Annotated in this window: 24 protein-coding genes and 1 riboswitch; of the genes, 12 read left to right on the forward strand and 12 right to left on the reverse strand. The window is 42.3% G+C overall.

The genetic code is table 11. The features are described from left to right. Positions 1 to 22: 22 nt before the first annotated feature. The 5 genes from FTV03_RS03440 to ftsW all read left to right on the forward strand — a co-directional run bounded on the left by FTV03_RS03440 (position 23) and on the right by ftsW (position 5,160). Entirely contained in the window at positions 23 to 286 is a 264-nt protein-coding gene (locus FTV03_RS03440) for a FeoA family protein (RefSeq protein WP_111884859.1), read from the forward strand. Continuing rightward, positions 283 to 2,145 carry a ferrous iron transporter B gene (locus FTV03_RS03445; protein ID WP_180039942.1) on the forward strand — a complete coding sequence of 621 codons (1,863 nt, stop codon included), beginning with the start codon at positions 283 to 285 and terminating at the stop codon, positions 2,143 to 2,145. Before FTV03_RS03440 ends, FTV03_RS03445 begins: the two co-directional genes overlap by 4 nt. A gap of 39 nt (positions 2,146 to 2,184) precedes the next feature. Further along, positions 2,185 to 2,436: a DUF6587 family protein gene (locus FTV03_RS03450; RefSeq protein WP_180039944.1), complete on the forward strand. Its 252-nt coding sequence runs from the start codon at positions 2,185 to 2,187 to the stop codon at positions 2,434 to 2,436. Positions 2,437 to 2,595: 159 nt separating this feature from the next. Beyond that, entirely contained in the window at positions 2,596 to 3,942 is a 1,347-nt protein-coding gene (gene murD / locus FTV03_RS03455) for a UDP-N-acetylmuramoyl-L-alanine--D-glutamate ligase (protein ID WP_180039946.1), read from the forward strand. A 21-nt stretch (positions 3,943 to 3,963) separates the two neighbouring features. Then, the gene (gene ftsW / locus FTV03_RS03460; RefSeq protein ID WP_078189440.1) at positions 3,964 to 5,160 is read left to right on the forward strand and encodes a putative lipid II flippase FtsW; all 1,197 of its coding nucleotides are present in this window, start codon (positions 3,964 to 3,966) and stop codon (positions 5,158 to 5,160) included. Here ftsW and FTV03_RS03465 read toward each other — a convergent pair. The 7 genes from FTV03_RS03465 to FTV03_RS03495 all read right to left on the reverse strand — a co-directional run bounded on the left by FTV03_RS03465 (position 5,149) and on the right by FTV03_RS03495 (position 11,905). Beyond that, the gene (locus tag FTV03_RS03465) at positions 5,149 to 5,409 is read right to left on the reverse strand and encodes a zinc-ribbon domain-containing protein (protein WP_180022060.1); all 261 of its coding nucleotides are present in this window, start codon (positions 5,407 to 5,409) and stop codon (positions 5,149 to 5,151) included. The genes ftsW and FTV03_RS03465 overlap by 12 nt on opposite strands. 85 nt (positions 5,410 to 5,494) lie before the next feature. Beyond that, complete coding sequence (gluQRS, locus tag FTV03_RS03470; RefSeq protein WP_180039948.1) at positions 5,495 to 6,427, reverse strand: tRNA glutamyl-Q(34) synthetase GluQRS; 933 nt, start codon at positions 6,425 to 6,427, stop codon at positions 5,495 to 5,497. 2 nt (positions 6,428 to 6,429) lie between these two features. After that, the gene (dksA, locus tag FTV03_RS03475) at positions 6,430 to 6,957 is read right to left on the reverse strand and encodes an RNA polymerase-binding protein DksA (protein ID WP_078189438.1); all 528 of its coding nucleotides are present in this window, start codon (positions 6,955 to 6,957) and stop codon (positions 6,430 to 6,432) included. A gap of 209 nt (positions 6,958 to 7,166) precedes the next feature. After that, positions 7,167 to 7,970, reverse strand: a complete 804-nt coding sequence (gene cpdA, locus FTV03_RS03480) for a 3',5'-cyclic-AMP phosphodiesterase (protein WP_180039950.1) — start codon at positions 7,968 to 7,970, stop codon at positions 7,167 to 7,169. 10 nt (positions 7,971 to 7,980) lie between these two features. Continuing rightward, a complete protein-coding gene (locus tag FTV03_RS03485; RefSeq protein WP_180039952.1) occupies positions 7,981 to 8,601 on the reverse strand; it encodes an NUDIX domain-containing protein in 621 nt (206 codons plus the stop codon). 76 nt (positions 8,602 to 8,677) lie between these two features. After that, the gene (gene thiC, locus FTV03_RS03490; RefSeq protein WP_180039954.1) at positions 8,678 to 10,573 is read right to left on the reverse strand and encodes a phosphomethylpyrimidine synthase ThiC; all 1,896 of its coding nucleotides are present in this window, start codon (positions 10,571 to 10,573) and stop codon (positions 8,678 to 8,680) included. Between the two features lie 116 nt (positions 10,574 to 10,689). Continuing rightward, positions 10,690 to 10,816: riboswitch (TPP riboswitch) on the reverse strand. A 102-nt stretch (positions 10,817 to 10,918) separates the two neighbouring features. Next, a complete protein-coding gene (locus FTV03_RS03495; protein WP_180039984.1) occupies positions 10,919 to 11,905 on the reverse strand; it encodes a hypothetical protein in 987 nt (328 codons plus the stop codon). Positions 11,906 to 12,219: 314 nt separating this feature from the next. On the opposite strand from FTV03_RS03495, the gene FTV03_RS03500 reads away from it, so the two are divergent. Both FTV03_RS03500 and phoU read left to right on the forward strand, forming a co-directional pair. After that, entirely contained in the window at positions 12,220 to 13,575 is a 1,356-nt protein-coding gene (locus tag FTV03_RS03500) for a TolC family outer membrane protein (protein WP_180039956.1), read from the forward strand. A gap of 83 nt (positions 13,576 to 13,658) precedes the next feature. Next, entirely contained in the window at positions 13,659 to 14,375 is a 717-nt protein-coding gene (gene phoU, locus FTV03_RS03505) for a phosphate signaling complex protein PhoU (RefSeq protein WP_078189433.1), read from the forward strand. A 58-nt stretch (positions 14,376 to 14,433) separates the two neighbouring features. Here phoU and FTV03_RS03510 read toward each other — a convergent pair whose 3' ends face one another. Continuing rightward, the gene (locus FTV03_RS03510) at positions 14,434 to 16,230 is read right to left on the reverse strand and encodes an ABC transporter ATP-binding protein (protein WP_180004685.1); all 1,797 of its coding nucleotides are present in this window, start codon (positions 16,228 to 16,230) and stop codon (positions 14,434 to 14,436) included. Between the two features lie 171 nt (positions 16,231 to 16,401). Between FTV03_RS03510 and FTV03_RS03515 the strand changes: the two genes are divergently transcribed. After that, on the forward strand, positions 16,402 to 17,028 hold the full coding sequence (locus tag FTV03_RS03515; protein ID WP_180039958.1) for an alpha-ketoglutarate-dependent dioxygenase AlkB: 627 nt from the start codon (positions 16,402 to 16,404) through the stop codon (positions 17,026 to 17,028). 230 nt (positions 17,029 to 17,258) lie between these two features. On the opposite strand, the gene FTV03_RS03520 is transcribed toward FTV03_RS03515, so the two are convergent. Then, positions 17,259 to 18,035: an IclR family transcriptional regulator gene (locus tag FTV03_RS03520; protein ID WP_180024252.1), complete on the reverse strand. Its 777-nt coding sequence runs from the start codon at positions 18,033 to 18,035 to the stop codon at positions 17,259 to 17,261. Positions 18,036 to 18,499: 464 nt separating this feature from the next. On the opposite strand from FTV03_RS03520, the gene FTV03_RS03525 reads away from it, so the two are divergent. From FTV03_RS03525 to FTV03_RS03535, 3 genes are read left to right on the forward strand one after another with little or no spacing between them, the layout of a single operon-like run. Further along, a complete protein-coding gene (locus tag FTV03_RS03525; RefSeq protein ID WP_180039960.1) occupies positions 18,500 to 20,599 on the forward strand; it encodes an FUSC family protein in 2,100 nt (699 codons plus the stop codon). Further along, on the forward strand, positions 20,592 to 20,798 hold the full coding sequence (locus FTV03_RS03530; protein WP_078192571.1) for a DUF1656 domain-containing protein: 207 nt from the start codon (positions 20,592 to 20,594) through the stop codon (positions 20,796 to 20,798). Before FTV03_RS03525 ends, FTV03_RS03530 begins: the two co-directional genes overlap by 8 nt. A 34-nt stretch (positions 20,799 to 20,832) precedes the next feature. Continuing rightward, positions 20,833 to 21,837 carry an HlyD family secretion protein gene (locus tag FTV03_RS03535; RefSeq protein WP_078189427.1) on the forward strand — a complete coding sequence of 335 codons (1,005 nt, stop codon included), beginning with the start codon at positions 20,833 to 20,835 and terminating at the stop codon, positions 21,835 to 21,837. A 105-nt stretch (positions 21,838 to 21,942) separates the two neighbouring features. Here FTV03_RS03535 and ruvX read toward each other — a convergent pair whose 3' ends face one another. Together ruvX and FTV03_RS03545 are read right to left on the reverse strand one after the other, a co-directional pair. Then, complete coding sequence (gene ruvX / locus FTV03_RS03540; protein ID WP_078192570.1) at positions 21,943 to 22,386, reverse strand: Holliday junction resolvase RuvX; 444 nt, start codon at positions 22,384 to 22,386, stop codon at positions 21,943 to 21,945. Then, complete coding sequence (locus tag FTV03_RS03545) at positions 22,379 to 22,933, reverse strand: YqgE/AlgH family protein (RefSeq protein ID WP_180039962.1); 555 nt, start codon at positions 22,931 to 22,933, stop codon at positions 22,379 to 22,381. Before FTV03_RS03545 ends, ruvX begins: the two co-directional genes overlap by 8 nt. Before the next feature lie 308 nt (positions 22,934 to 23,241). Between FTV03_RS03545 and FTV03_RS03550 the strand changes: the two genes are divergently transcribed. Beyond that, positions 23,242 to 23,967, forward strand: coding sequence for a hypothetical protein (locus tag FTV03_RS03550; RefSeq protein WP_180039964.1), 726 nt, complete (start codon positions 23,242 to 23,244; stop codon positions 23,965 to 23,967). A 61-nt stretch (positions 23,968 to 24,028) separates the two neighbouring features. Here FTV03_RS03550 and recN read toward each other — a convergent pair whose 3' ends face one another. Then, complete coding sequence (gene recN / locus FTV03_RS03555) at positions 24,029 to 25,690, reverse strand: DNA repair protein RecN (RefSeq protein ID WP_078189423.1); 1,662 nt, start codon at positions 25,688 to 25,690, stop codon at positions 24,029 to 24,031. Positions 25,691 to 25,712: the final 22 nt, after the last annotated feature.

Genomic DNA, 25,712 nt, shown 5'->3' on the forward strand with positions numbered 1-25,712 from the left:
AAAATTTTTTAGGGTTAGTTGCGTGCGATTATCTGATTTGAAAGTGAAACAAAGCGCAGTCATTCATAAGGTACATCGTAACCAGAATGGCAACAATGCTCCGGCTGATTTAGTCGCTAGCCGTTTAGAGACTTTGGGTTTTGTTCCCGGAACAAAAGTACAGGTGATTACCAAAGGTATTTTTGGTGGTGACCCGATTTTAATTCAAGTTGGGTTTACTCGTTTCGCACTGCGAAAAATAGAAGCTGAAAAAGTGGAAATAGCAATGGAAGGGGCATCAGCATGAGTGATGCGTTACGTATTGCCCTCGTTGGTAATCCAAACTGTGGTAAAACTTCATTATTCAATCATTTAACGGGTACACGTCAGAAAGTTGCGAACTATGCTGGGGTAACGGTTGAGCGCAAGGTTGGTCAATTTACGTTGCCATCGGGTAAATCTGTTCGAGTTTTGGATTTGCCGGGGACGTATAGCTTAGAAGCGACGAGTCCTGATGAAGCCATTACGCGTGATGTCGTGCAAGGTAAAATTGCAGAAGAAGGGCATCAAGATGTCTTTTTATGTGTAGTTGATGCGACAAACTTAAAATTGCACCTCGGTTTGGTCATGGAAATGATCGATTTGGGTCGTCCAATTTTACTTGTCCTCAATATGATGGATGAAGCACGCCGTCGTGGCATGCAAATCAATACCCAAAAGCTGTCTCAGCGTTTGGGCGTTCCTGTTGTAGAAACCGTTGCTGTACGTAATGCGGGTATTGAAAACTTAATGGGTGCTTTGGATGCTGAAGGTTTCAGAAAACCAGATGCGTCATTAAGTGATACCAATCTTTCTGGAACTAACCACGAAAAAATTGAACAAATTTTAAAAGACGTGGTGATGTTTGTTGATCATGAAGATAAACGCTCAGACTTCCTTGATAAAATTTTTCTACATCCAGTCTTTGGTTTAATTACCTTAGCGGTGATGATGTTTATTATCTTCCAAGCGGTGTTTGCGTGGGCTGCGCCGTTTATGGAAGGTATTGAATGGGTGCAGGATTGGGTTGGTGAAGCCGCAGGTGGCATGATTTCCAATCCATTACTACAGAGCTTGGTTGTTAAAGGGATTATTGAAGGTGCGGGTGGCGTAATTGTCTTCCTCCCACAAATTATTATCTTATTCTTCTTTATTTTGGTTTTAGAAGAATCAGGCTATTTACCACGTGCAGCATTCTTGCTAGATAAGCTGATGTTTAAAGCGGGTTTGAGTGGACGTGCTTTTATTCCTTTGCTGTCGAGCTTTGCCTGTGCTGTACCGGGCATCATGGCAACCCGGAGTATTCAAGACCCTCGAGATCGTCTGGTAACGATTTTAGTTGCTCCATTGATGACCTGTTCGGCACGTTTACCGGTTTATGCTTTGTTGATCTCGGCATTTATTCCACAGCAAATGGTCTGGGGCGTCTTTAACTTACAAGGCTTGGTGTTATTTGCATTATATGCAGCCGGGATTGTGAGTGCCTTAATTGTGGCAACAGTACTGAAATTCTTCCAAAAAGATAAATCGCAGCATGCCTTATTGATGGAACTTCCAAGCTACCGTTTCCCAGATATTAAGAGTGTTTGGATTGGTTTACTGGACCGTGCCAAGATCTTCTTGAAACGTGTTGGTGGCATCATCTTCGCTTTATCGATTTTGTTATGGTTCTTGTGTACCTTCCCGCAACCGCCAGAAGGCGCAACCTTGCCGGATATTGATTATTCATTGGCAGGTATGCTTGGGCATGTGCTACAACCGATCTTTGCACCATTAGGTTTTAACTGGCAGATCTGTATTGCCTTAATTCCAGCGATGGCTGCACGTGAAGTTGTTGTAGCGGCATTGGGTACGGTGTATGCCTTGTCTGCAACAGATGAGGATGCCATGTCTCAAGGTCTGGCAAATTTAATTAGTAGCGATGGGTCATTGGGTTGGTCATTGGCAACCGGTCTATCATTATTGGTGTGGTTTATTTATGCGCCACATTGCTTGGCGACACTGGCGACAGTTAAACGTGAAACTGGTTCCTTGAAGACGGTGAGTTTCATGACCATCTATTTATTTGGTTTGGCTTATTTAATGGCATTCATCACGTATCAAATTGCAACACGCTATTTTGGATAGTGAATCTTGAATGGCAAAAGCTGAACAAAGGAGAGAGACATGCTTGAATCAATAATTATTGCGGTATTGGTGATTTGGAGTGCTGTCGTGGTGTTTAAGAAGGTATTTCCAAAAACATCAAACTCAGTCTTCACAACTTTATCTGAGCACTGTGCAAACCGTGGTTGGAACAGTTTAGCCAAATGGTTAAAGCCCAAAATGGTCGCAGGCTGTGCAGGCGGTTGTGGATGTTCAGCTTCGGATAATCCATCTGCAAAAAAAGCTGAAGTACAAGCGGTGAAATGGAAATAAGCTCACCGTCAATTGCTTGAAGAAACCGCCCAAGATGGGCGGTTTTTTTACGAGCGGACACAAAAAAACTGCGAGAAAGTGAAAACATAAAAAGCATTCAAAACAGCAAAGTGCTAACATTTTGTCAGATTTAAAAACCGACCAAAAAATGGGGCGAAAATGTTAATACAGCGTGGTGGATTGAAGGTTGTTGCCGGATTAGGGATTTCTGGTGTTTCCGCAGTGAATTTCTTACATAGCCATGGCTACCGCGTTGCAGTCACCGATTCACGAGCAGTCCCACCGGGTCATGATCAAATTCCAAGTGATGTACAAACCAGTTTCGGTCAGTTGGACCAAGATTTATTACTCCAAGCAGAAGAAATTATTATCAGCCCGGGGCTAGATCCAAAATTACCGCAAATTCAGGCGGCCATTGCAGCCAACATTCCTGTGGTTTCAGAAATTCAAATTTTACGTCGTGCGACAGATAAGCCGATTGTCGCAATTACAGGTTCGAATGCGAAAAGTACCGTAACGACTTTATTTGGTCTTATGGCAGCAGATGCAGGCAAAAAAGTGGCAGTGGGTGGCAACTTAGGGCGTCCAGCTTTGGATCTCACCAAAGATGATCCAGAGCTTTATGTTTTAGAGCTTTCAAGTTTTCAATTAGAAACCACGTCGAACTTGGCCGCAGAAGTGGCTGTTGTGTTGAACATGAGTGAAGACCATTTGGACCGTCATGGCGATATGATGGGCTATCACACTGCGAAGCATCGTATTTTCCAAGCGGTGAAAAAAGTCGTGTATAACCGTGATGACTCATTAACACGTCCATTGGTTCCAGATATTACTCCAATGCAAAGCTTTGGCTTAAATGCACCAGATATGAATCAGTTCGGTATTTTACGCGATACTGATGGCACAATTTGGTTGGCACGTGGCCGTGAGCGTTTACTGAAAAGTGCAGACATGTATATCCAAGGGACACATAATGTGGCAAACGCCTTGGCATGTTTAGCTTTGGGTGAAGCGATTGGTTTGCCACTAGAAGGCATGTTGGAAACTTTGAAAACCTTTAAAGGTTTAGAACACCGCTGTGAATTTGTGAAAGAAGTGCATGGTGTTCGTTATTATAACGACTCTAAAGGCACTAATATTGGTGCGACTTTAGCTGCGATTGATGGTCTAGGTGCCGCGATTGAAGCCAAAGGCGGTAAAGTGGCGATTATTTTAGGTGGTCAAGGCAAAGGGCAGGACTTTACTGCGCTACGTGATTCACTTTCAAAATATGCCAAAGTTGCGGTGTTGATTGGTGAAGATCGTCCAATTATTGAAAAAGCGGTTGAAGGGACAACCACGCTGATTCATGCTGAAAGTTTGAAACAAGCGGTTGAGCTGTGCCAACAAAATGCGGTAGCCAATGATGTGGTGTTATTGTCTCCAGCGTGCGCAAGTTTTGATATGTTTAAAGGCTACAGTGAGCGTGGGCACCAATTTGTTGATTGTGTGAATGCACTCGTTTAAAAGAACGATAAGGAAAGTTGTATGGCTGGGTTAGCTCAGACGACCATAAATAGAATAAATGAAGTTGTAGAGCGTTGGATTCCTCGGTTACCTGCCGAGGTCAACGTGCGCAATGTTTTAATGTTCTGTGTTTTGGCATTGTTGTGTATTGGTTCGATCATGGTGGCATCTGCTTCGATGCCTTATGCAGAGCGTATGCATGAAAATGCCTTCCATTACATTTCACGACACGGGATTTCGATTGCCGCTGCCGCCATGGCTGCGTATATCGCTTATAAAGTGCCGTTAAATGTCTGGTTTAACAACACCTTCTTTTTATGGATTGTGACCATTGTCCTGTTAGCTGCCGTTTTGGCGGTAGGTACTGAAGTCAATGGTTCTAAGCGTTGGATTCGGATCGCTGGTTTCACCTTACAGGCTTCGGAAGTCGCCAAAGTCATGATGGCGATATTTACCGCAGACTATGTGGTACGGCGTGCCGAAGAAGTCCGTAATAATATTAAGGGCTTGGTGCGTTTGGCAGTGATTATGGCTGCAACTGTCGGTTTGGTCATGGCAGAGCCTGATTTAGGGGCGACGGTGGTGATTGCCTTAACCATGCTAGGGGTATTCTTCCTCGCAGGTGCACCGTTGATTCAGTTCGCAATTGCCTTTGGTGCGATCATCATGGCCTTTGTGTTCTTGATTTTATTTGAACCTTATCGTTTAGAGCGGTTGATGTCGTTCTCAAATCCATGGAATGATCCATTAGGTGCAGGCTACCAATTGTCGAATGCATTAATGGCTTTTGGTCGTGGTGAATGGTTTGGTGTCGGCTTAGGTCATAGTATTCAAAAAATGTCGTATTTACCTGAGGCACATACCGACTTCATGTTGGCGGTTTTGGGTGAAGAATTTGGCTTCTTTGGGATTTTGACTGTATTGACGCTGTCATTTGTGATGTTGGTCTGCTGTATTCGCATTGGTCATCGTGCCTTGCGTCATCAATACTTACGTGCAGGCTACTTGGCTTATGGCATCAGTATTATCTTCTTGCTGCAAATTTTGGTGAATGCAGGCATGAACATGGGCATGCTTCCAACCAAGGGTTTGACCTTGCCGTTTATTAGTTATGGGGGGTCTTCTCTGATTATCTGTGCGGTTATGGTGAGTCTGATCTTAAAGATCGATGCGACGACCAAAGAAGTGAACCCAAGTAAAGAAGAATCAAGCTTCTAAATTCGTATCTCGTTGCGGATCGGGAGATGCATGGTGGAGGACACTCGCCGGCATCTCCGTTCCACAATGGAGACATTTGACCAAGCTCGCCTTGGCTTTAGATAGTGGAATCAATGGAATAAAAAATAAAGAAAAATAATTACGTTGCTGTTTTAACTCATACTGAGTTCTACTGCGGCACACAGGGCAAGTAAATTGGCTCTTTTCAATGACTTTGGTTTTCGGACCAAATCCAAAAATAAAAAACATTAGGCTCTCCAATGGTCGATTGATCACTTTATTAAAGCATAATTCAATTGAATATCGAGTGATTGGCGCAGATAGGGATGTGGGTTTATTGATAGATTTGAGGCAATGCTGTGCCATGGGGAATTTGTTGAATATCCCACTGCGCAATCGCCTGTTGTAGCATAATACGTGGCGTATCCAAGTCGACTGGCGGTTGGTGTAGGGCTTGCAATGCTTGTTGTAATAAAGGTGCCGCTTGGCTTAAATCAAGAGCTTGAGCCATATTCTGTTTTGACAGTTTTTGTCCCTGATCATTCATTGCCAATGGCAAGTGCATGTATTCAAGGCGCGGATAACCCAAAACCTGTCCGAGCCAAATTTGACGTTCGGTATTGTCCAAAAGATCAGCCCCACGTACGACATGGGTCATCCCTTGTAGGTAGTCATCCACCACGACAGCAAGTTGATAATTAATAATGCCATCACGGCGTTTTAAGATAAAGTCACCTAAATCTTGCTGCAGATTGGAGCAATGCGTCCCTTGTAAGCGGTCGGTAAAACAAATGTTCTGTGCATCGACTTTAATTCGAATGGCCTGATCCTGAAGGGGAAGACCAAGATTACGACATGTACCTTGATAGATATGATTCGAACCGAGCATTTTTCGGGTGCATTGACAAGCATAGACCAAGTCTTGGGCATGCAAATGCGCAATGACTTGCTCATAGATTTCAAGGCGGTCTTTTTGGAAAATGATCTCGGTATCTGGTTCGAATTGAAATGCATCAATACAACGTAAGATGTGTTCTTCGCTGCCGGGAAATATACGTGGAATGTCGGTATCTTCGATACGAACCACCCATTGCCCCTGATGGGCACGGGCATCGCAGTAGCTTGCGACTGCTGTAATTAAAGAGCCAAAATGCAAAGGGCCGGTTGGCGATGGCGCAAACCGACCTGAGTAGCGAGTCAGCGAAACATCGTTTCGCCGCTGCGCAAGAGCTGAGCTAGGCTCAGCTAAGGAATCATCGACAGTCACAATTAACCGTTATTTTGCTTCTCTTTGATCTCTGCAAGTGTTTTGCAGTCGATACATAAAGTCGCTGTTGGGCGCGCTTCTAGGCGACGTAAACCAATTTCGATACCACACGTTTCACAGAAACCATAGTCATCATTTTTGATCGCTTCAATTGATTGTTCAATTTTACGGATCAGTTTACGTTCACGGTCACGTGTACGAAGTTCAATCGCAAATTCTTCTTCTTGCGTTGCACGGTCGTTCACATCTGGAAGCGCAGTATTTTCGTCTTGCATGGTATTCAAAGTACGGTCTACTTCTGACATTAACTCAGCTTTCCACGCCAATAAAATGTGGCGGAAATGCTCAAGTTGCCCTTCAGACATGTATTCTTCATTCTTTTTAGGCTGATAAGGTTCAATACCAAATAAGCTTGCAGTAGAACCACCTTCAGTCGCCTTTGGCTTTGATTTGCGCACGCGTTTGGTAGACTTTTCGTCTACTACATCAGTTTGTTCGTCTAAGACTTGATTTTGGTTGTCATTCGCCATATAGGGCATTCCTCATCATATGCATATATCTATACGCAAAAAATATGGTGATATGCAAGTTTTTTATCCACCCAACACAGAGTTTCCTTCTGTGGGGGTCGTCATCATATAGACTTTTTCTGCTTATTGATAGTCTTTGATGTTTGGATTCTAACTATCACTTTTCCTTTAGAAGGCATAAAGTAAAGCAAAAAAATCAAATTGAAAAGTTAATAACCTGAAATTTCAACATTAATTTGAGGTTGTTTCAATTTGACCCGAACAACTTCAGTTTTAAATTCACCATTATCATTCAGATAGAGTGCACGATACCCTGGTAAAGCCTCATCTAAGGCAAAATTTTCACTATGCGGTTTGAACTGAACACTGGTCGAAGGCGTCGATAAAAACTGAATATTGCGCCATTGATTAGACGAGTCTTGATGTACGTGTCCGCATAGTACAATTTTGACATTGTCATGGCGTGAAAGCACATCTATGAGATGTTCAGCATTTTTTAGTTTATGCTGATCTATCCAATGCGATTGCATGGCAAAAGGGTGGTGGTGGCATGCCACAATGATGTGTTGCTGTGGGTGTGCTGTGAGTAACTGATCTAATTGTTCCAACTGCTGTTGTGATACCCAACCATCCACTTTTCCTTTAACCGCACTGTTCAGTAAAATCAGACACCAATTGCCTAATGCGATGCAGTGAGCACGATCTTCCTGTTGATGAAATGGGAAGCAAGACGTTTCGTCATGGTTCCCCGGAATCTGATAAAACGGAAACGGCTGCTGTTGCATATATTCGAGATAACGCGCATAGGTACGCTCTACCGGCACTTGTGCAAGATCGCCAGTATGGACAAGCGTATCGATGTGATGATGGTTCAACTGAATTTGTTGAATCACATCGTGAAAACTCTGCTCTGGATTCATGCGGACAAATTCAAGATCTTCCTGATCCATTAAATGTGTGTCCGAGATCTGGATCAGTGTCCAGTCGTATTGTGGTGTATCCCTTAAAGTCATGTCCTTCCCCTTAGACATTCCTTGTAGTATGTATTTGTTGTTGTAACCATTGCAAGGCCATAATGACAGGTGCGTTTTTTAGCCGACCATTGGTTAATAATTCAGGAATATCAGCATAGTTTAAGATATGCAATTGAATATTCTCTCCTTCATCAGGCATGCCAAAGACTCCTCCATGTTCAGGCAGTTCTGCTTCAGCACTATAAAGGTGGAATAATTCCGCGCAGGCACCCGCAGAGGGATAAAAACTAAATAAATGCTGTAGTGCATCTAATTCACAGCCTGATTCTTCCAAACTTTCACGGCGGATGCAGCTTTCAGCAGATTCATCACCATCGAGCACGCCGGCAATAATCTCTAGTTGCCATGGCGAAGTTTCATCATCAATCGCCCCAATGCGGAATTGTTCAATTAAGGCAAATTTTTGTTGTTGATGACTATAGATCAGCACACCTGCTGCTTCAGGACGATGAATCAATTCACGCTGAATGGTTGGAATCATGCTGTCTTGATGGAATAAGCGGTGTCGAAGCAGAACTTTTTCAACTTGAATAAAGCCTTTATAAAGATGTTCACGCCCTTCAATGCTGTAATCTTTTTTGTTATATGTGGCCTGTTTAATAATATTCATAAGCGCTAATTAGGATGAAATCTTCCATTTCATCCTAACCGAGATTTTGTTGAATACAAAAGATTTTTTTTAAGCTTTACACTTTATGGTACAACTTTTGACCATGTTCATGATAGGCCGCTTTCATGCTTTGTAAACCTGTCTCAATTTCAGGATTAGATTCTGAAGAAAGCTGCATATCTTGCTGATTTTTTGCATAATCTCTCACATTTTGTGTGATTTTCATCGAGCAAAATTTAGGTCCACACATGGAACAAAAATGGGCCGATTTATGTGCTTCTCTCGGCATAGTTTCATCATGCATGCTGCGTGCTGTATCAGGGTCTAAGCTCAGATTAAATTGGTCTTCCCAGCGGAATTCAAAGCGTGCTTTCGACAATGCATTATCACGGGCCTGCGCACCGGGATGACCTTTGGCAAGGTCTGCGGCATGGGCTGCAATTTTGTAGGTGATAATGCCATCTTTGACGTCTTTTTTATCTGGTAGACCAAGGTGCTCTTTCGGGGTCACATAACACAGCATCGCGGTGCCGTACCAACCAATCATTGCCGCACCAATCGCAGAGGTAATGTGGTCATAGCCCGGGGCAATATCGGTGGTGAGCGGCCCAAGGGTATAAAAAGGTGCTTCTTTGCAAACCTCGAGTTGTAGATCCATATTTTCTTTGATCATGTGCATTGGGACATGGCCTGGGCCTTCAATCATGACTTGCACATCATGTTCCCATGCCCGGTGAGTCAATTCACCTAAGGTGCGTAATTCACTAAATTGAGCTTCATCGTTAGCATCTTGAATACACCCCGGACGTAAACCATCACCTAAACTGAATGACACATCATAGGCTTTCATGATTTCGCAGATTTCATCAAAATGCGTATACAGGAAGTTTTCTTCATGATGCGCTAAGCACCACTGCGCCATGATGGATCCGCCACGTGACACAATACCTGTTAAACGGTTGGCGGTGAGTGGAACATAACGAAGCAGTACGCCTGCGTGAATCGTAAAATAATCGACACCTTGCTCGGCTTGTTCAATCAGTGTGTCTTTGAAAATTTCCCAGGTTAAGTCCTCTGCGACACCATCAACTTTTTCTAAAGCTTGGTAAATCGGTACGGTGCCAATCGGTACAGGTGAGTTGCGAATAATCCATTCGCGGGTCTCATGGATATTTTTACCTGTCGATAAATCCATAATGGTGTCAGCGCCCCAACGAGTTGCCCACGTCATTTTTGCCACTTCTTCATCAATGCTTGAGCCGAGCGCTGAGTTACCAATGTTGGCATTGATTTTCACCAAGAAGTTACGACCAATAATCATCGGTTCACATTCAGGGTGGTTAATGTTGGCAGGGATAATGGCACGACCTTCAGCCACTTCTTGACGTACAAATTCTGGGGTGATTTCAGTTAAATTGCGTGCGCCAAAATTTTGACCGGCATGTTGGCGCATATCAACACCTTCACGCTGGCGCTGATTTTCACGAATTGCAATGTATTCCATTTCAGGGGTGATGATGCCTTGTTTGGCATAGTGCATTTGAGAGACATTGTGTCCACGACGAGCGCGACGGGGTTTTGAAATATGCGCAAAACGAATCTCTGCAGTACGAATATCTCGAAGACGCTCTTGTCCAAATTTTGAAGTTAAGGTATCGAGTATTTCCGTATCATTTCGAGACTCGATCCAAGATTCACGGACATTAGGTAGACCTTGATTCAGGTCAATTTGAATATTGGGGTCGGTATAAGCACCAGAGGTGTCATAAACCATGATCGGCAGATTTTTTTCTCCACCCAGACCTGTAGGCGTATCTGTAAGGCTAATTTCACGCATTGGGACGCGAATATCTGGACGTGAGCCTTGGATATAGACTTTCTTTGACGCAGGGAGAATACGAGTGAGATCTTTAGCATCTTGTTCATGTTGAGCAGCGCGATCTGAAGCGGTGAGATTCGTTAATTGGTTCATTGCAATGATCCTTATGAATGACATCAACGAATCAAGCACGACCAAAAACGTGGCAGTTTATCTGATGGATTCACCTGAAAATAAAGGCGTAAAACCAAGAGATAAGAAGGGCTTAAGTTTTTAGATGGCTTGATTCCTACGCAGGTATTAACCTGATCAGGTTCAACGGTACTCATCCTTAAATTTAGCGAACTAAATTTAGATGATCTCAGCAGGAAATTACCTGCGCTCCGTCAAGCTTTGTGCGGATATTAGCATGAAGGCTGTTTTAAAACAGTGTTATTTTTCATCGATTTTGCAGTGCAGAATTTTGGCTAGGCACATGTGCAATTGAACTTGCATTGGCTAAGTAGAGGACTGATTTACACAGATGGCGTCACTAAAACAGTCTTTCTTATAATGCGGATCAGGATTGCGGACACCAATTAAATTCAACAGCTGCGCTTCTGATCGCTGATTAGATGCAGCAGTATTTTGATCTAATAATTTTAAAAATAAACGCGCCTGATCTGCCAATTTGGAGTTTTTTAATTGAGCCAAGCGTTCAATTTCTTCTAAAGAACTGGCTTGAATACTGAGGCGGTCTGAAAAATCATTAGAAACTGGGCTATGTGCCGAACCAATAAATAACAACTGGCTATATTGATATAGTAATTGTTGTGCATCTTTTTTGTAGGGGCTATCTGGATATTGTTTGAGATAGTCTTCCCAAAAAATTGCACGTGTCGCAATCTCTTGTGGCTCAATGGCTAAACTTTGTTGCAGCAAGGCAGGTTGTGCATTTTGTTCAGCCAGTTTTTCAATAAAGACTTGCTCAGATTCTTGCATATAAGGCGCAAAAATTTTGGCTAAATATTCAGGACTACGGCGATAGCGTAACTGTCCTTCACCTGCATCGAACAATTCCACATAGGCTTGGCCTTTATGTTTCAGTAAATACTGATCTCGGGCGGTGAGCTGCTCATAATGATTTTGTTGAATGGTGGGATGCTGAGCCATATCAAAGGCAAATTGTTCGAACGCCATTTGCTGTTGAGCCGTACGTTCAACATGTAAAAAGTTGCGATACATTTGATTGGACAAGCGCAGTAATTTTTTTTGTTCGTCCGCTTTTAACAATGGCAGACAGACTTTGAGATCTTGGTTGATTTGTTCTAAAGCGAAAGTTGTGCGTTGATCATCAATTTCCAGCATATTTTTTTCAAGTTTTTTGCATAGCAAAGACAAATCGACTGCTTCTTTTTGAACAGTCTTATTGTTGGGAAACTCTGGTGCAGGTTCAGGTTCAGGCTGTTGTTGGCATCCATTCAACATACTGAAACATAAAAACATTGCACTAAACTTTGCAGGCAGCTGAAAAAATTTTGACACAGGAACTCGATGCGCTATAGAAGTGGTATTGTCCGATGGAATGACGACTATTTTATAGATGAAACACGTGCAATATGTGTACTATTGTACAGTTCTTTGTTATAGCGTTGTGAGTAGTGTCCGAAAACGACTGAAATTATCCGGTTTTGTCGCATTTGATATAAAAAATTAATAAAAATCATACGGAAATTTGCAAGGATATGATTAGTATCTGCTTAGTTTTAGGCTTGAATATTCAATCTCGGGTATTTGAATATTAGGAATTTACAAAAAAAATGAACAAAAAAGTTGTGGTGGGTCTTTGTTTGCTTTTCACGAGTCAATGGGCGTGTGCGCTAGACCTTGTGCAAGCTTATGAACGTGCAAAACAAGAAGACCCCAATTGGCAAGCCAATAAACTACAATATGAAGCGGATAAATTGAATTTGGGGATTGCCAATGGGAACTTACTCCCGACGGTAACAATCTCCGGAAATGTGACCCGAAAAAATCAAAATTCCAACCAAAGTGGCGCTCAAGCCGGGCTGATCATGCCAGACAGCACCACAACAAGACAAATTGCGCTTACTGCCCGTCAGCCCATTTTTCGTTGGGATGCATGGGAAGGGCTGAAGCAAGTCAAGACCTCGATTAATTTAAGTGAAATCAATCTGCGGATTCAAAAACAAGATCATATTTTAAATGTATCCGAAGCTTATTTTAATGTCCTACGTCAGCAAGCATTGACGGTTGCCAACTTACAAGAAGAACAGGCGCTATCTGAACAGCTGCGCATGATGAATGCTAAATTAAAAGAAGGTTTGGTGGCAAAAAGTGATGTCAGCGAAGCCAATGCTCAATATCAAAATGCTCGGGCCAACCGCATGGCGACTAATGTTCAATTGGTTTTGGCGCAGGAACAATTACAACAGTTGATTGGGCCATATCGAGAAAATTTGGCGGTGTTACGTGAAGATTTTCATTTTGAAAAACCGATTCCAAACAATGTACAAGCGTGGGAAGAACTGGCTCAGGAGCAGAACCTAGGCATTTTACAAGCGCGTATGCAACAACGTTATGCGGAAGATGGCAAACGCGTCGAAAAAGCTGCCTTATATCCTCAGATTGAAGCGGTAGGGACCTATGGTTATAACAAGCAAAGTCCACAATCCATCATGTCGCAAGATGGTCAATTTGATCAGGTGGGGATTGAAATGAACTGGAATGTGTTTAATGGCGGACGGACACAGAAATCCATTAAGCAAGCAGCGATCAATGTTGAAAAAAGCCAAGCACAGGTGGATGCAGCAATTCGAAAAGCACAAACCGATGTAAAAAAATCTTATATGCAAGTCGAAACGGATCAAAGTAAATTACAGGCACGTAAAGCCGCGATGGATTCTTCCGCGCAAGTGTCTTTAGCATCACAAGCCCAGTATCAGGAAGGTCTGAAAACTATGGTTGATGTGCTACTGGCACAGCGTAATGCCTTTTCAGCCCGTCAAGATTATTTAAATTCCAAGTACGATTATTTAATACATGTATTACAACTCAAAGCCTCCGTTGGGAAATTAACGGAAGCTGATTTAGTGGAAATGAATGCATGGTTGGTCGATCAGAAAAATCAGCCATCGATCCTACTAAAGAAATAATCCATGGTCATAAAAGTTTCACAATCAATATGCTTTAATATGGCACTAAAATCTGCCGATTCACGTTGTAGTGGAGACTCGCTTTGCCTAATAATCCTGTTTTAAATCATCACATTTCTTCGCAATTCAATGAAGAGTTGCAGGATGTGCATACCAAATTTATGACCATGGGTGGTTTGGTGGAGCAACAGGTTGCAAATGCCATTCATGCCTTATTGGATACGGATGCAACGATGGCGATTGATGTTCAATTTCAAGACAATACGGTGAACCGTATGGAAACTGAAATTGATGAAGCGCTCACCCTAATTTTGGCGCGTCGTCATCCTGCTGCGATTGATCTACGCATGGTGATTGCGATGTCGAAAGCCAACACCGATTTAGAACGGATTGGTGATGAAGCGGCAAAAATTGCCCGTATTGCACAAAGCTTGTGTGAAGAGGGTGGTTCACCGCGTGGTTATATGGAAACACGTCATATTGGCAACCAAGTCCGCGTGATGATTCATGATGCGCTTGATGCCTTTGCACGTTTGGATGTAGATCAGGCTTTACGTGTCCTTTTGGCCGATGCTGATATTGACCGCGAGTATCAATCGGCAACCCGTACCCTCATGACGTATATGATAGAAGATCCACGCCATATTACTCGGGTGATGAATGTACTTTGGGTGCTGCGTTCACTTGAACGTATTGGTGACCATGCTCGAAATATCTCTGAACAGGTGATTTATATGGTGAAAGGTCTAGATGTCCGTCACACCAGTGTTGAAGAAATTGAGCAAAAAGTTCAGCGTTAATTGAATAAAACAAATATGAACGAAGCCCATCAAACGATGGGCTTTTTTCGGTCTAAAATTAACTATGTGTTTCTTCGTCTTCCTCAAAAGTCCGGGCAATTTTGTCAATATTTAAACTTTTCGCCATCGCATCGAAGATTTGCTTATAGGCACCTTCTTGATGGTACAAATCATGATGCTCCCCGTGTTCTACGATTTGTCCGTCTTTCATCACATAGGTGTAATCGGCATCGATAATTTGCGACAAACTATGTGAAATCATGATGACGGTACGCCCTTGTTTAATTTGATCCAGACTATTTTTAATTTGTTCAGCAGCGATCGCGTCTAAACTAGCCGTCGGTTCGTCCAAGAAAATAATCGGTGGATTTTTCAGGAACATGCGTGCTAAGGCAATGCGCTGTTGTTGTCCACCCGAAAGCAGTAGGGCATCGGCTTCATAGGCATGTGGAAGTTTTAAGATCTGATCATGGATCGAGGCTTTTCGTGCTGCATCAAAGACTTCTTGCTCTGTGGCTGTACTTTTGCCATAGCGAATATTTTCAAAAATTGAACCTGGGAAAATATGATTTTTTTGTAAAACCAAACCAATATTTTCACGTAAATACTGCGTATCAATTTGTTCTAGGTCGATGCCATCGAGTTTGATATTGCCCGCTTGAGGATGATAAAACTTATCTAATAAGCTAATTAATGTCGATTTACCAGCGCCAGATAAACCAACCAATGCGGTGATTTTATTCGGTTGGATGGTCATGTTGATGCGGTGCAATGCCTGAAAACCATTGGGATAGCTAAAGTCGACATTGCTCAATTCAAATTGACCTTGAATCGTAGGTTGGGCAGTGCCACTGGTTTCAATTTCATGATCCGCTTCTAAGATATTAAAGAAGCTTTCCGAATAAATCATCGCAGAGTTAATTTCATCATAGATACGATGCAGCGAGCGAATCGGGGCAGAGACGTTATTAAATAACAACACGTGATACATAATCATCCCGATACTCATTTGCCCATCCAAAACAAAATAGGCTGTCAGAATGATGATCAGTACCACACCGACCTGTTCGATAAAGGTTTTGAGTCCGTCAAAGATATAACTGGTTTGCCGTGTCTGCATTTGGTTTTCAGTCAGCGACTTTTGCAGATTTAATTGTTTTTTCGATTCGACGGCTTCTTTGTTAAAAGATTTAATGACCGTTATCGAATTGATAATACTCAGAATACCCTGATTTTTCTTTTCAAAATTATCGCGTAGGGCACGGCGTTTGCCTGCCAGTTTTTGTGATTGTTTGAAGGTCAGCCAAAAATAAATCGGCACGATAATTGTGGCCACCACACCAACCCAAACATTGGCATAATACATTAAGCCCAGTGCAATAATGGCACTGGTAAATAATGGTAAAATATCAATAAAAAAGATTTGAACTAGTCGTGTGAGCGAGCTGACACCCCGATCAATTCGAGTTTGGAGCTTACCTGCTTGGTTGTCTTGTTGATCGAAGAATGCCAATCGATAGGTGATAAATTTTTCAATAATGCCTTGGGACAAATCCTGAGAAATTAAAATACGTAACTTTTCACCAAACGATTTTTGTCCAAATTGCACGATGGCATTGATGACTTCTTTTCCCAGTAAGACTACGGTGATGGTGATTAATATATGCCAACCATTGGCTAGACCGAGGCCTTGTTGTAAAAGCTGATTGATGCTGTCTACGGCATATTTGAGTGTCAGGGCATTCACCTGTGCCGTGAGTGAGCCAATTAAGGTCAAGATCAGCGTCACGACCACCAGCCAGCGGTATGGCTGTACAAATGGGCGTAATTTTTGGAAAAGTTGCCACAGGTTCATAAGCAATTATTTTTATTGTGAATATGAGCTTTAGTCTAAGACTGAAAATTCAATGCGACAAGCGATGACAATGTTTTGATTTGTGACGAGCGTTTTTCAGCTAAGATATTTTTAAATTTATTCACGACATCAGCATCACGGTGCTGCGCCTAACAGTGTTGAGTTGAACCGATGAATTTTGAATTATTTGCACCTGAACCGCATGCAAATCTGCTGCCCTATGATGGTGAAGTTAAAGATTATGGACTGATCTTCAATGCTGAAGACAGTGAAAAATATTTACGCTATTTCCTCACGCAGTTGGCTTGGCAGCATGATGAAGTCATTTTGCATGGACAGTATTTTCAAACGGAACGAAAAGTGGTTTGGTATGGAGATGCTCATTATGAGTATCACTATTCAGGCATGCAAAAGCAGGCATTGATCTGGAATCCAGCTTTACTACGCTTAAAGCAACATATTGAGCAACGGGTGGGTCAGGCGTTTAATTCCTGTTTGGCCAATTTATACGAAAATGGTACGCAAGCGGTAGGGTGGCATAGTGATGATGAGCCGTCTTTACTTTCACCCACACAGCAGGTGGTGATCGCATCTTTAAGTTTTGGCGCAAGCCGAAAGTTTTGCTTTAAACATAAAAGCACCCAAGAGAAAGTACAGCTTTTACTGCAAAGTGGACAGTTGATCGTGATGCGTGGGCAAACCCAACGGTATTGGAAGCATGCCCTAATGAAGTCGATGAACGTGACCGAGCCGAGGGTGAATTTAACCTTTCGTTATTTCTATGATCAACAGCCATAAAAAAAGCCCATATCTAGATGAGCTTTTTTCTTTCTCTGAGGAAGAGTATAGCGACAATCAACTGAAATCATGGAACACATGATTGAGATGACTGCTAAAGAACAATAATCATATTATGATAATCTTTCTGGAGTTTATAATTAATAAATTCAATTAACAACATGGATTTATCAGATTAATTAAATAGCATCTTTACAATATTGCATCAGTTATGCGCAAACAGATCAGATTTAAATGGCGTCCGATTCTTCCATCATACTGCTGTATTTTTTCTCAATACGCGCTGTACAGTCTTGCATCATTTCTACGACTTTTTGAAAATTCATAAATTCAAAACGATTTTTAGACGCCAATAGGGTCAAAGCAAGTGGGGGTTCTTTACTGGAAAACTTAATCGGAATCGATAGGCTCGACATATTCGGGTCAACTTCACCATTGGAAAAATAGTAACCCTGCTTTTTAATCTTTTTCATTTGCTGCATAAATTCTTCTTCATTATGCGCAAAACCAACTTGAGATAATTCATCTGCAAAACGGTGGTAATAATCTAAAATCCGTTGCTTGGGTAACTGGGACAAAATCACTTTAGATGATGAGCCTTTATACATCGGACGCGGGCTACCTCGACCATAAGCCAAGGCAGTATAGTCTTTGTAAAGTTCATGATGCACATCAATACAAGAGTCGATATTCAGATGCGTCAATAAGCAACAAGACTCTGTGCGTTCCACAATTTCTTTCATGAAGGGAATGCTAATTTGCACCAATGGATCGGTGGTGCGAGAAATAAAATCAAGCACAGCAATTTTTGAACCCAGTGTGTAATCGCCAGAAGTCCCACTGAGGCGCTGCAATAATTCAGCAGAAACCAGTTCTTTTAAATAGCGATAGCTCGTTGGTTTAGATAAGCCTAATTCTTCACTAATAATGTCGACATTGATGATGGGACGAGCAACTGAAAATAAGTCGAGTACGGTGAGAATTTTACCAAAACTGGAAAGCGCCATAAGAACCTGCTTGGTCACAATAAAAAATGAATCGTTAAGTTACTTTATAACAAATTGCTCGGCCTGATGTTGCGATTTTCTACACTGGAAATGAAACAAATCTGAAATATCACAGGGTTTCTTGGGTCATCCTGATAAAAGCATAGTAAAAACCTGAAATACTCATTTAAAATATAGTTGAATTATCAAAATAAGATATTTTCATTGACTTCGGTTTGTTTTTTTAGCAAAATTGCTATGAAAATATCCTATATTGAATAAATATTGCCCATCTGTTCGATGCGCAGGCAATGTTGTACATTACTTTTTGTATTCAAATGGTTTGAAACACGATTTGAATCGCTTCTTTACTTATTGAAATTTCTAGTCATTCCTGTGCCGTGATACAGGTTATGCTATCGAATGTTTAAGCATTCGATACGAGGCCGTTTTCACTAAAAAGAAGCAAGCCACCGAGATCCATCATGCTGCTGACGAAACAAATACTCGCTTTTCGGCCCAATAAAATGGACTGGATTTTTGCGACCAAAACGTTCATCGCGGGCATGCTTGCATTGTATGTGGCCTTTGTACTGAATTTGGCATATCCGATTTGGGCGATTGGCACCGTTTTCGTGATCGCGAATCCATATTCAGGCATGACGTCTTCAAAAAGTTTGTATCGTGTATTAGGGACGTTCTTAGGGGCGGCCGTGTCGGTGGTGGCACTGCCACATCTCATCCATATGCCAGTACTGTTTACAGTGTTTTTGGCGGTTTGGGTTGGGTTTTGCCTGTATTTGTCACTGCTAGACCGTACGCCTCGTAGTTATGTTTCCATGTTGGCGGGTTATACCACGGTCATTATCTGTTTTAACGTGGTGCATTTTATTGATACCGCTTCGATTTTCGATATGGCTTTGGGGCGTTTTCTCGAAATTACGGTGGGTGTGGTCTGTAGTGCCATCGTGACCACGACATTATTTCCAATGCATATTGGCCCTGCAGTCGAAACACGCGTGAGCAAAACCTTTGCCGATACCAAAGAAATTTTTGATCAGATTTTATTAGAGCCTGCTGAGCTAGAAAATTATTCTAAAAATCTTGGCAATATTGCACGAGATATCGCGGATATACATGTCATGGCGGTGCATTTGTCTTATGAAAAATCCACCTTAAAAGGCATGACACGTCCATTGCAGGAAATCTTGCATCAGTTGAGTTTGTTGGTCAGTAACTTGGTGGCCATGTCTGAACAGATGAAACAATTAGACAGTCTGGACACACATTATCGGACGGCACTCAAGCAAGCCCATGAACATATTGTCGCGTTTTTATTAGATCAACATCAGATTGAGGAAAGTGAACTTAATCAATTACCTGAACAATTTGAGCAAGATTTTCAACACATTCATGCACAGGCATTGCCATCACAGCAGGTGATTTTGGGCAGTCTAAAAATGGATATTCGCCATTTTATTCAGAATATCCGTGCGATTCGCTTGCTTTGGCAGCGGGTACAGCAAGGCGACTCAACTTTACCAGCCACACTGACCGCCTTGAGCAATAGTCATTATCCGACTTTGCACCGAGATGCGGGGGTTGCTATTCGTGGCGGAGTGTCTGCTTGTCTAATTATTTTAATTTCCACGGGTTTTTGGATCGTTAGTGGTTGGAAAGCTGGATTTATGATGGCTGAAATGGCTGCGATCAGTGCCTGTATTTTAACGGCAATGGATAATCCTGTTCCTGCATTGAAAATGTTTATTCGCGCGAATATGTATGCAGCGGTCGTGGTCTTTATCTACGCCTATGGCATTTTCCCGCATGTGACCGCCTTTTGGCAGTTGATCGTGGTGTTAGCACCGTTTGTGATGTTCTGTTTGATGCTGTTTTTACATCCGCCTTTGATTGGGATCAGCTTGCCGCTTTTGATGGGCACCATCATGGGACTGAATTTTCAAAACCGCTTTAGCCTCGATCAGGTGTTTTTCTTTGATGCATCGATTGGGACGGTTTTGGGACCCATTATTTCGGTGTTTATTATTCATTTAGTGCGTGCAATGTCACCAGATATGACGGCCCAACGCATACTTTCACAGCATTACAAGGCACTGCGTCAGGCTTTATATCTGCCATACGGCTTACCGTTTCGGGTGCATTTACGCAGTATGTTGGACCGAATCGGCATCCTAAATAGCAAAATGGTGCAATCAGGGAACTTGAAACAACAGATCGAGTGGGCTTTGGTGGAAGCCAGTGCGGTGATTGATTTGACCCGCTTGCAAGAACTGATGAATAAACTCGATCCGAATGATGCACTGCTCAGCGAACTCGAAGAGTTACAACAAGATTTAGATGACTATTTTCGTGCCATGGAACAAGGGCAAAAGAATGTGTCTATGAGCTTGAAACAGCAAATTGTAGAGCGAATTCAACGATTGAATCAGGCCGTTCAGGGTATTGAGAATGATGATGTTTTACATCGTATTCAGTATTCACTGAACAATATTCAAAGCAGTTTGTGTCATGTCCTAACACAGCAAACACCAGATAATTTACAGGTCGAGGCACAACATGGGTGAGCTAAATGTGTATGGCGTCTATGTGCCCATTCTATTGATTCAAGCGGTATTGGCCTATCTGTTATTGCGGATCATCATGCGTTTGCTTGACCGATGGATGGCGCAAGATTGGGTGCCGATGCCCAATATTTTTTATTTGGGTGTATTTGTGATGTTGCTTTGGCTGGTGCATGAAATCTTTATTTTCTGCCAGTTCTAAGCCCCTAAAAAAATGAAATGATTGAGGTAATCGTATGACCAATTTGAATGTCCGAAAATATGTTCGGCCTGTATTGTTGATAATCGTGCTATGCGGCGCATTACTTGCGCTGAAACATATTTGGGACTATTACAATTCGGAACCATGGACGCGTGATGGACGGGTACGTGGTGACGTGATTCAAGTGTCATCGGATGTTTCAGGTTTGGTCACAGACGTTTTAGTTCAAGACAACCAACAAGTGAAAAAAGGCCAAGTGCTGTTTCGTATAGATGTGGCACGTCAAGCCTTGGATGTTGAGCAAGCCAAATCTGACTTGGCGAAAGCCAAAGCAGGACTGGCAGGGGCTGAAGCACAGCTTGCTGAAGCCAAAGCAAATCTAGTGAAGTCACAAGCCAATATCAACCTTGCAGATAAAAATGCAAATCGTTATGCAAGTTTGATGGACGGTGCAATTTCAAAACAAGAACAAGATCAAATGTTTGCAGTACGTGATCAATCACATGCAGAGCATGAACAAACTCAGGCAGCGATTGAACAAGCCAAAGCCAGTGTGGTGCAGCAAAAAGCCCTGATTGAAGCGGCCAATAGCAGTTTGCATTTGGCTGAGTTGAATTTAAAACGTTCAGAAGTGGTTGCACCAACAGATGGAACTTTGTCTAACTTTGAACTCAAAGCAGGGAATTACGTCAAAGTAGGACAAGCCGTAGCGGCCTTAATTGACCGTCAACAGTTATATGTTGTGGGATATTTTGAAGAAACCAAACTGGATAAAATCTATGTTGGCGCTCCAGCAACAATCCAACTGATGGGAAGTTCTGAAGTTTATAAAGGCCATGTACAAGGCGTTGCAACAGGGATTGAAGACCGTGAACGTACCTCGACTGATGGTTTACTGGCTAATGTCAATCCAACCTTTAGTTGGGTCCGTTTGGCACAGCGTGTACCAGTGAAAATTGTACTGGATGAAGTGCCGCATGATCAGTTGGCTTTTGTCGCGGGTCGAACCACCACGATTCATATTGTGGATAAAAACTAAGTTATCCCCAATCATTTCATTTGCGTAGCATTGAGTGATCAATTTTACGCATAAAAAAGCATCCTTTTTCGGATGCTTTTTTATTTGCCTGTTTGTTGAAAGCGCTTAAGGCTTTAGTCCCACTGGGTTTCGATACCAACTTTCAATAAACAATGCTGCAGCAAGGCTGTCGGCAGAAAGATTCTTCGCACGGCCTTGGGCTTGATAATGATCTAATTCATCGCGCGCTTCACGTGTCGTTAAGCGTTCATCGACCATCAAGGTTTCAATATTGGTTTGGTGGCGAAGACGTCGTGCAAATTTACGCGCACGTGTGGAGAGTTCAGATTCGCTATCATCCATATTGAGCGGTAGACCCACGATAAACAAATCCGGCTGATACTGTTTCACAATCTTGAGTAGATTATCCCAATTGGGAATGCCATCTTTCATGGGAAAGAGTGGTAGGGGATTTGCACTTTCAATCAGGGCTTGTCCCACAGCCATTCCTGTTTTTTGTGTGCCAAAGTCAAAGGCCATAATCATTTGATATTGTGGTAAATCAGGCATGTCCAATCTCAGATGATAACCACATGCGGTCTACGCCCATTTTTTTATAGGCAGCGTCCCAGCGGTCGTCATAAGGTAAGTTAAATATTAAATCCATGTCTGAGTCACAAATGAGCCAATCACCCCGAGCAATTTCTTCTTCTAATTGGTTTTTACCCCAACTGGCATAGCCTAGAGCCACCTGATAACGACCCACACCTTCATTGTGTGCAATCGCATCTAAAATATCTTTAGACGTGGTAATACAGACATTTTCACCCACAGCAATAGATGAATGCCATGTCGGTTGACCGGTATGAAGAACAAAACCTGCCTCTGGGCGCAAAGGTCCACCTTGCAACACTTCATGAGGATGCACATTATCTGCCTCAATTTCCAAATCATTCAAGAGTTCTTTGATCTGTAAACCTGAAGGACGATTAATAATGATGCCTTGAGCGCCATCTTCATCATGTCGCGCCAAATAAATCACCGTATTGGCAAAGAATTCATCGTTCATTTCGGGTGGAGCAATCAGGCAGCGGTGTGTGAGGTATTGTTTAGTCACCTAATGGCTTCTCCTTATTGGGGTAAGTTTGATTCTTGGGGTGAATTGCATTCGAATAACGTTGTATTTATCAACATACTAGACTCACAAGTTTTCAACAATGAGTTTTTCTGCAAATTCAATATTTGTCATGCTCGACCGGTGAGGGACATGATCAAAATCTTCATCGTAAAGGCAGGTCTACAATGCGGTGAATCGTGAAGCGATGATTGGTGATTTGAACAACAGCTGTACAAAAGCGAGGAGAAGATATACGTGATTGATGACTGAGATTGCTTAAAATAGCAGGATAAACTGAGGGTAAAACAATGACACATTTTTCAAAAATAATAGGGATGGCACTCTGTGCAAGCCTACCTATTTCAGGCTTTGCAGGAAGCGCTGACTTACAAAAACATGAATCTCAGGTGATTAAAAAATATAAAAACTTAAATTTTTATGAGGTCAATGAAGCGATAGAACGTGAAATTGTGGATGTCATTGCGGCAGATCCGAGCAGTTTTCACTACGGATTTACGCAACTCGAAAAGCAAGGTTTTGTTCATGTGCAATATTCACCAGATAAAAAACTAAAATTTTATAGTTTTGATGTGTCTGGCGGAGGCACCATGGGGGAGTGGAGCAGCTATGTGCAATATGCAACGGGAAAAACGCAACATTTAGATCAATTTGACTCAGGCTATATCAATCAAATTTTGCCGGTCAACATCCAAAATAAAACCGTATATTTGGTGAAGAGTTATTATAAAGGTGATAATTGCAGTGGACTACATCATCTAAGAGCTGTTGAAGTTGGACCAAAACAGTTACTTAAATCTTATGTATTTCAAACTAAGCAAAAGAAACTAGATCAAATCTCGGTAGATTATGACTGCCATTATGAAACCGATCGTCGTAGCAGTAATGAATATCTCAAAATCAGTCCGAAACACGTGGATGTAATGTTGCTCAATCAACAACATCAGCCGCAGTATAAATATTTACGCTATAGCTTAGGCTCGAAAGCCTTTGTGTATCAGGGGACTGTCAAATAGTGTGTTTAAGAAAAAAGCCTGTGTACTTTGAATCCACAGGCTTTTTTGAACACATCAAAAATTAACTATGTTGAAATTTTAATTGTCGCAACTGTTTTGCGTGTTGTAAGGTCGTTTGACTAATCTCCACACCACCAGTCATTCGAGCCAGCTCTTGAATCCGATCATCTTCTTCTAATTCGATAATGGTACTGCTTGCAGGATCCGTTTGGCGTTTTTTCACTAAAAGATGTTGGTCAGATTGGGCAGCGACTTGGGCTTGGTGAGTAATACATAAAATTTGAACATGCTGTGCCAAATCAGCCAATAAGCGCCCGACAATTTCTGCCGTTCCGCCACTGATCCCGACATCAATTTCATCAAAGACTAAGACTTCGGATTCAGTTTTTTCAGCATTCATTACTTGCATGACTAAGGCGATACGTGACAATTCACCCCCCGATGCCACGCGTGCTAAAGGCTGAGCAGGAATCCCTTTGTTTGCGGTGAACAGCAGTTGAATAAAGCTTAAACCTTCACTTGAAGCTTGTTCTAGAGGCTCAAATTTAAATTCAAAATGAGCCTCTGGGAGCGCGAGCTGCTTCACTTGTTCAGTCAACTGCTTCGCCAATGGGGTAGACGCTTCACGACGAATATCATCCAAATGCTGTGCTTTGGCTAAAAAGTCTTGATGAGACACTTCTACTTGTTCAGCTAAGGTTTCAGGATCTTCAAGTTGATGTAATTGTTCTAGCTCAAGTTGCCACGCATCATAATCATTTTTTAAATCTTCAGGCTGAGTACGATATTTACGCGCTAAGCGATGAAAAACTTCGAGTTTAGTGTTTAATTCGTCCATACGTTCAGGATCGAAACTTTGACGATCAATAAACTGACGTAAATTTGCTGTCGCATCTTCAATTTCACTTTGAGCGTTCAGTAGCGACGTATAAATTTCAGAAAGTTGTTCACTACGTCCTGCATGCGATTCAATCCGACGAATGATCGCGCCCATTTCTTGATTGATATTTTGCTCGGCGTCATCGAGGGCATTTAGACCATAGCTACAATCTTGCATGATATGTTCATGATGACTGAGACGGTCAAATTCTTGCTCGATTTCTTTGTAGTCCGTTTGCACAACGTCTTCAAGTTCTTCCAATTGAAGTTCAAGCGTTTCTATCCGTTGCTTACGTGTGGCTTGGGCGTCGAGTGCTGCTTGGTGCTGACGAATGTCCTTTTGCCATTTGCTATAAGCATCACGCACGGCTTGAGCAGGCTGATAAAAATTATAATAACGATCCAACCAATGCTTTGGATAGGGTGGTTCTAAGAGTTGTTGTTGGCTGTGTTGGCTATAAAGTTGTACCAATAAGCGGCCAATTTCTTTTAACTCGGACAAGCTGCTCGGACGTCCATTTATCCATGCCTTGCTGCGACCTGTTGCAAAAATCACGCGACGTAAATGGATTTCGCCAGACTCATCATCTAGTTCGTGTTCTTTGAGCCAAAGCGCTTCAGGGCTGTGCTCTTGATAGCTAAAGGTCGCTGTCACATCGGCTTTGTCTGATCCATAGCGCACGTAGTTGGTGTCTGTACGTTCACCTAAGCAAGCTGATAATGCGTCTAGAAGTAAAGATTTACCTGCACCCGTTTCACCCGTCAGGACATTAAAGCCTTGTTCAATGTCGATGGCTAAATGGTCGGCTAATGCAAAATTGATCAGAGTTAAATGTGTCAGCATAAACGCATCCGAGCTGCGAAAA

It is taken from the genome of Acinetobacter sp. YH12218 (genome assembly GCF_013417925.1).
Taxonomy (GTDB): Bacteria; Pseudomonadota; Gammaproteobacteria; order Pseudomonadales; family Moraxellaceae; genus Acinetobacter; species Acinetobacter amyesii.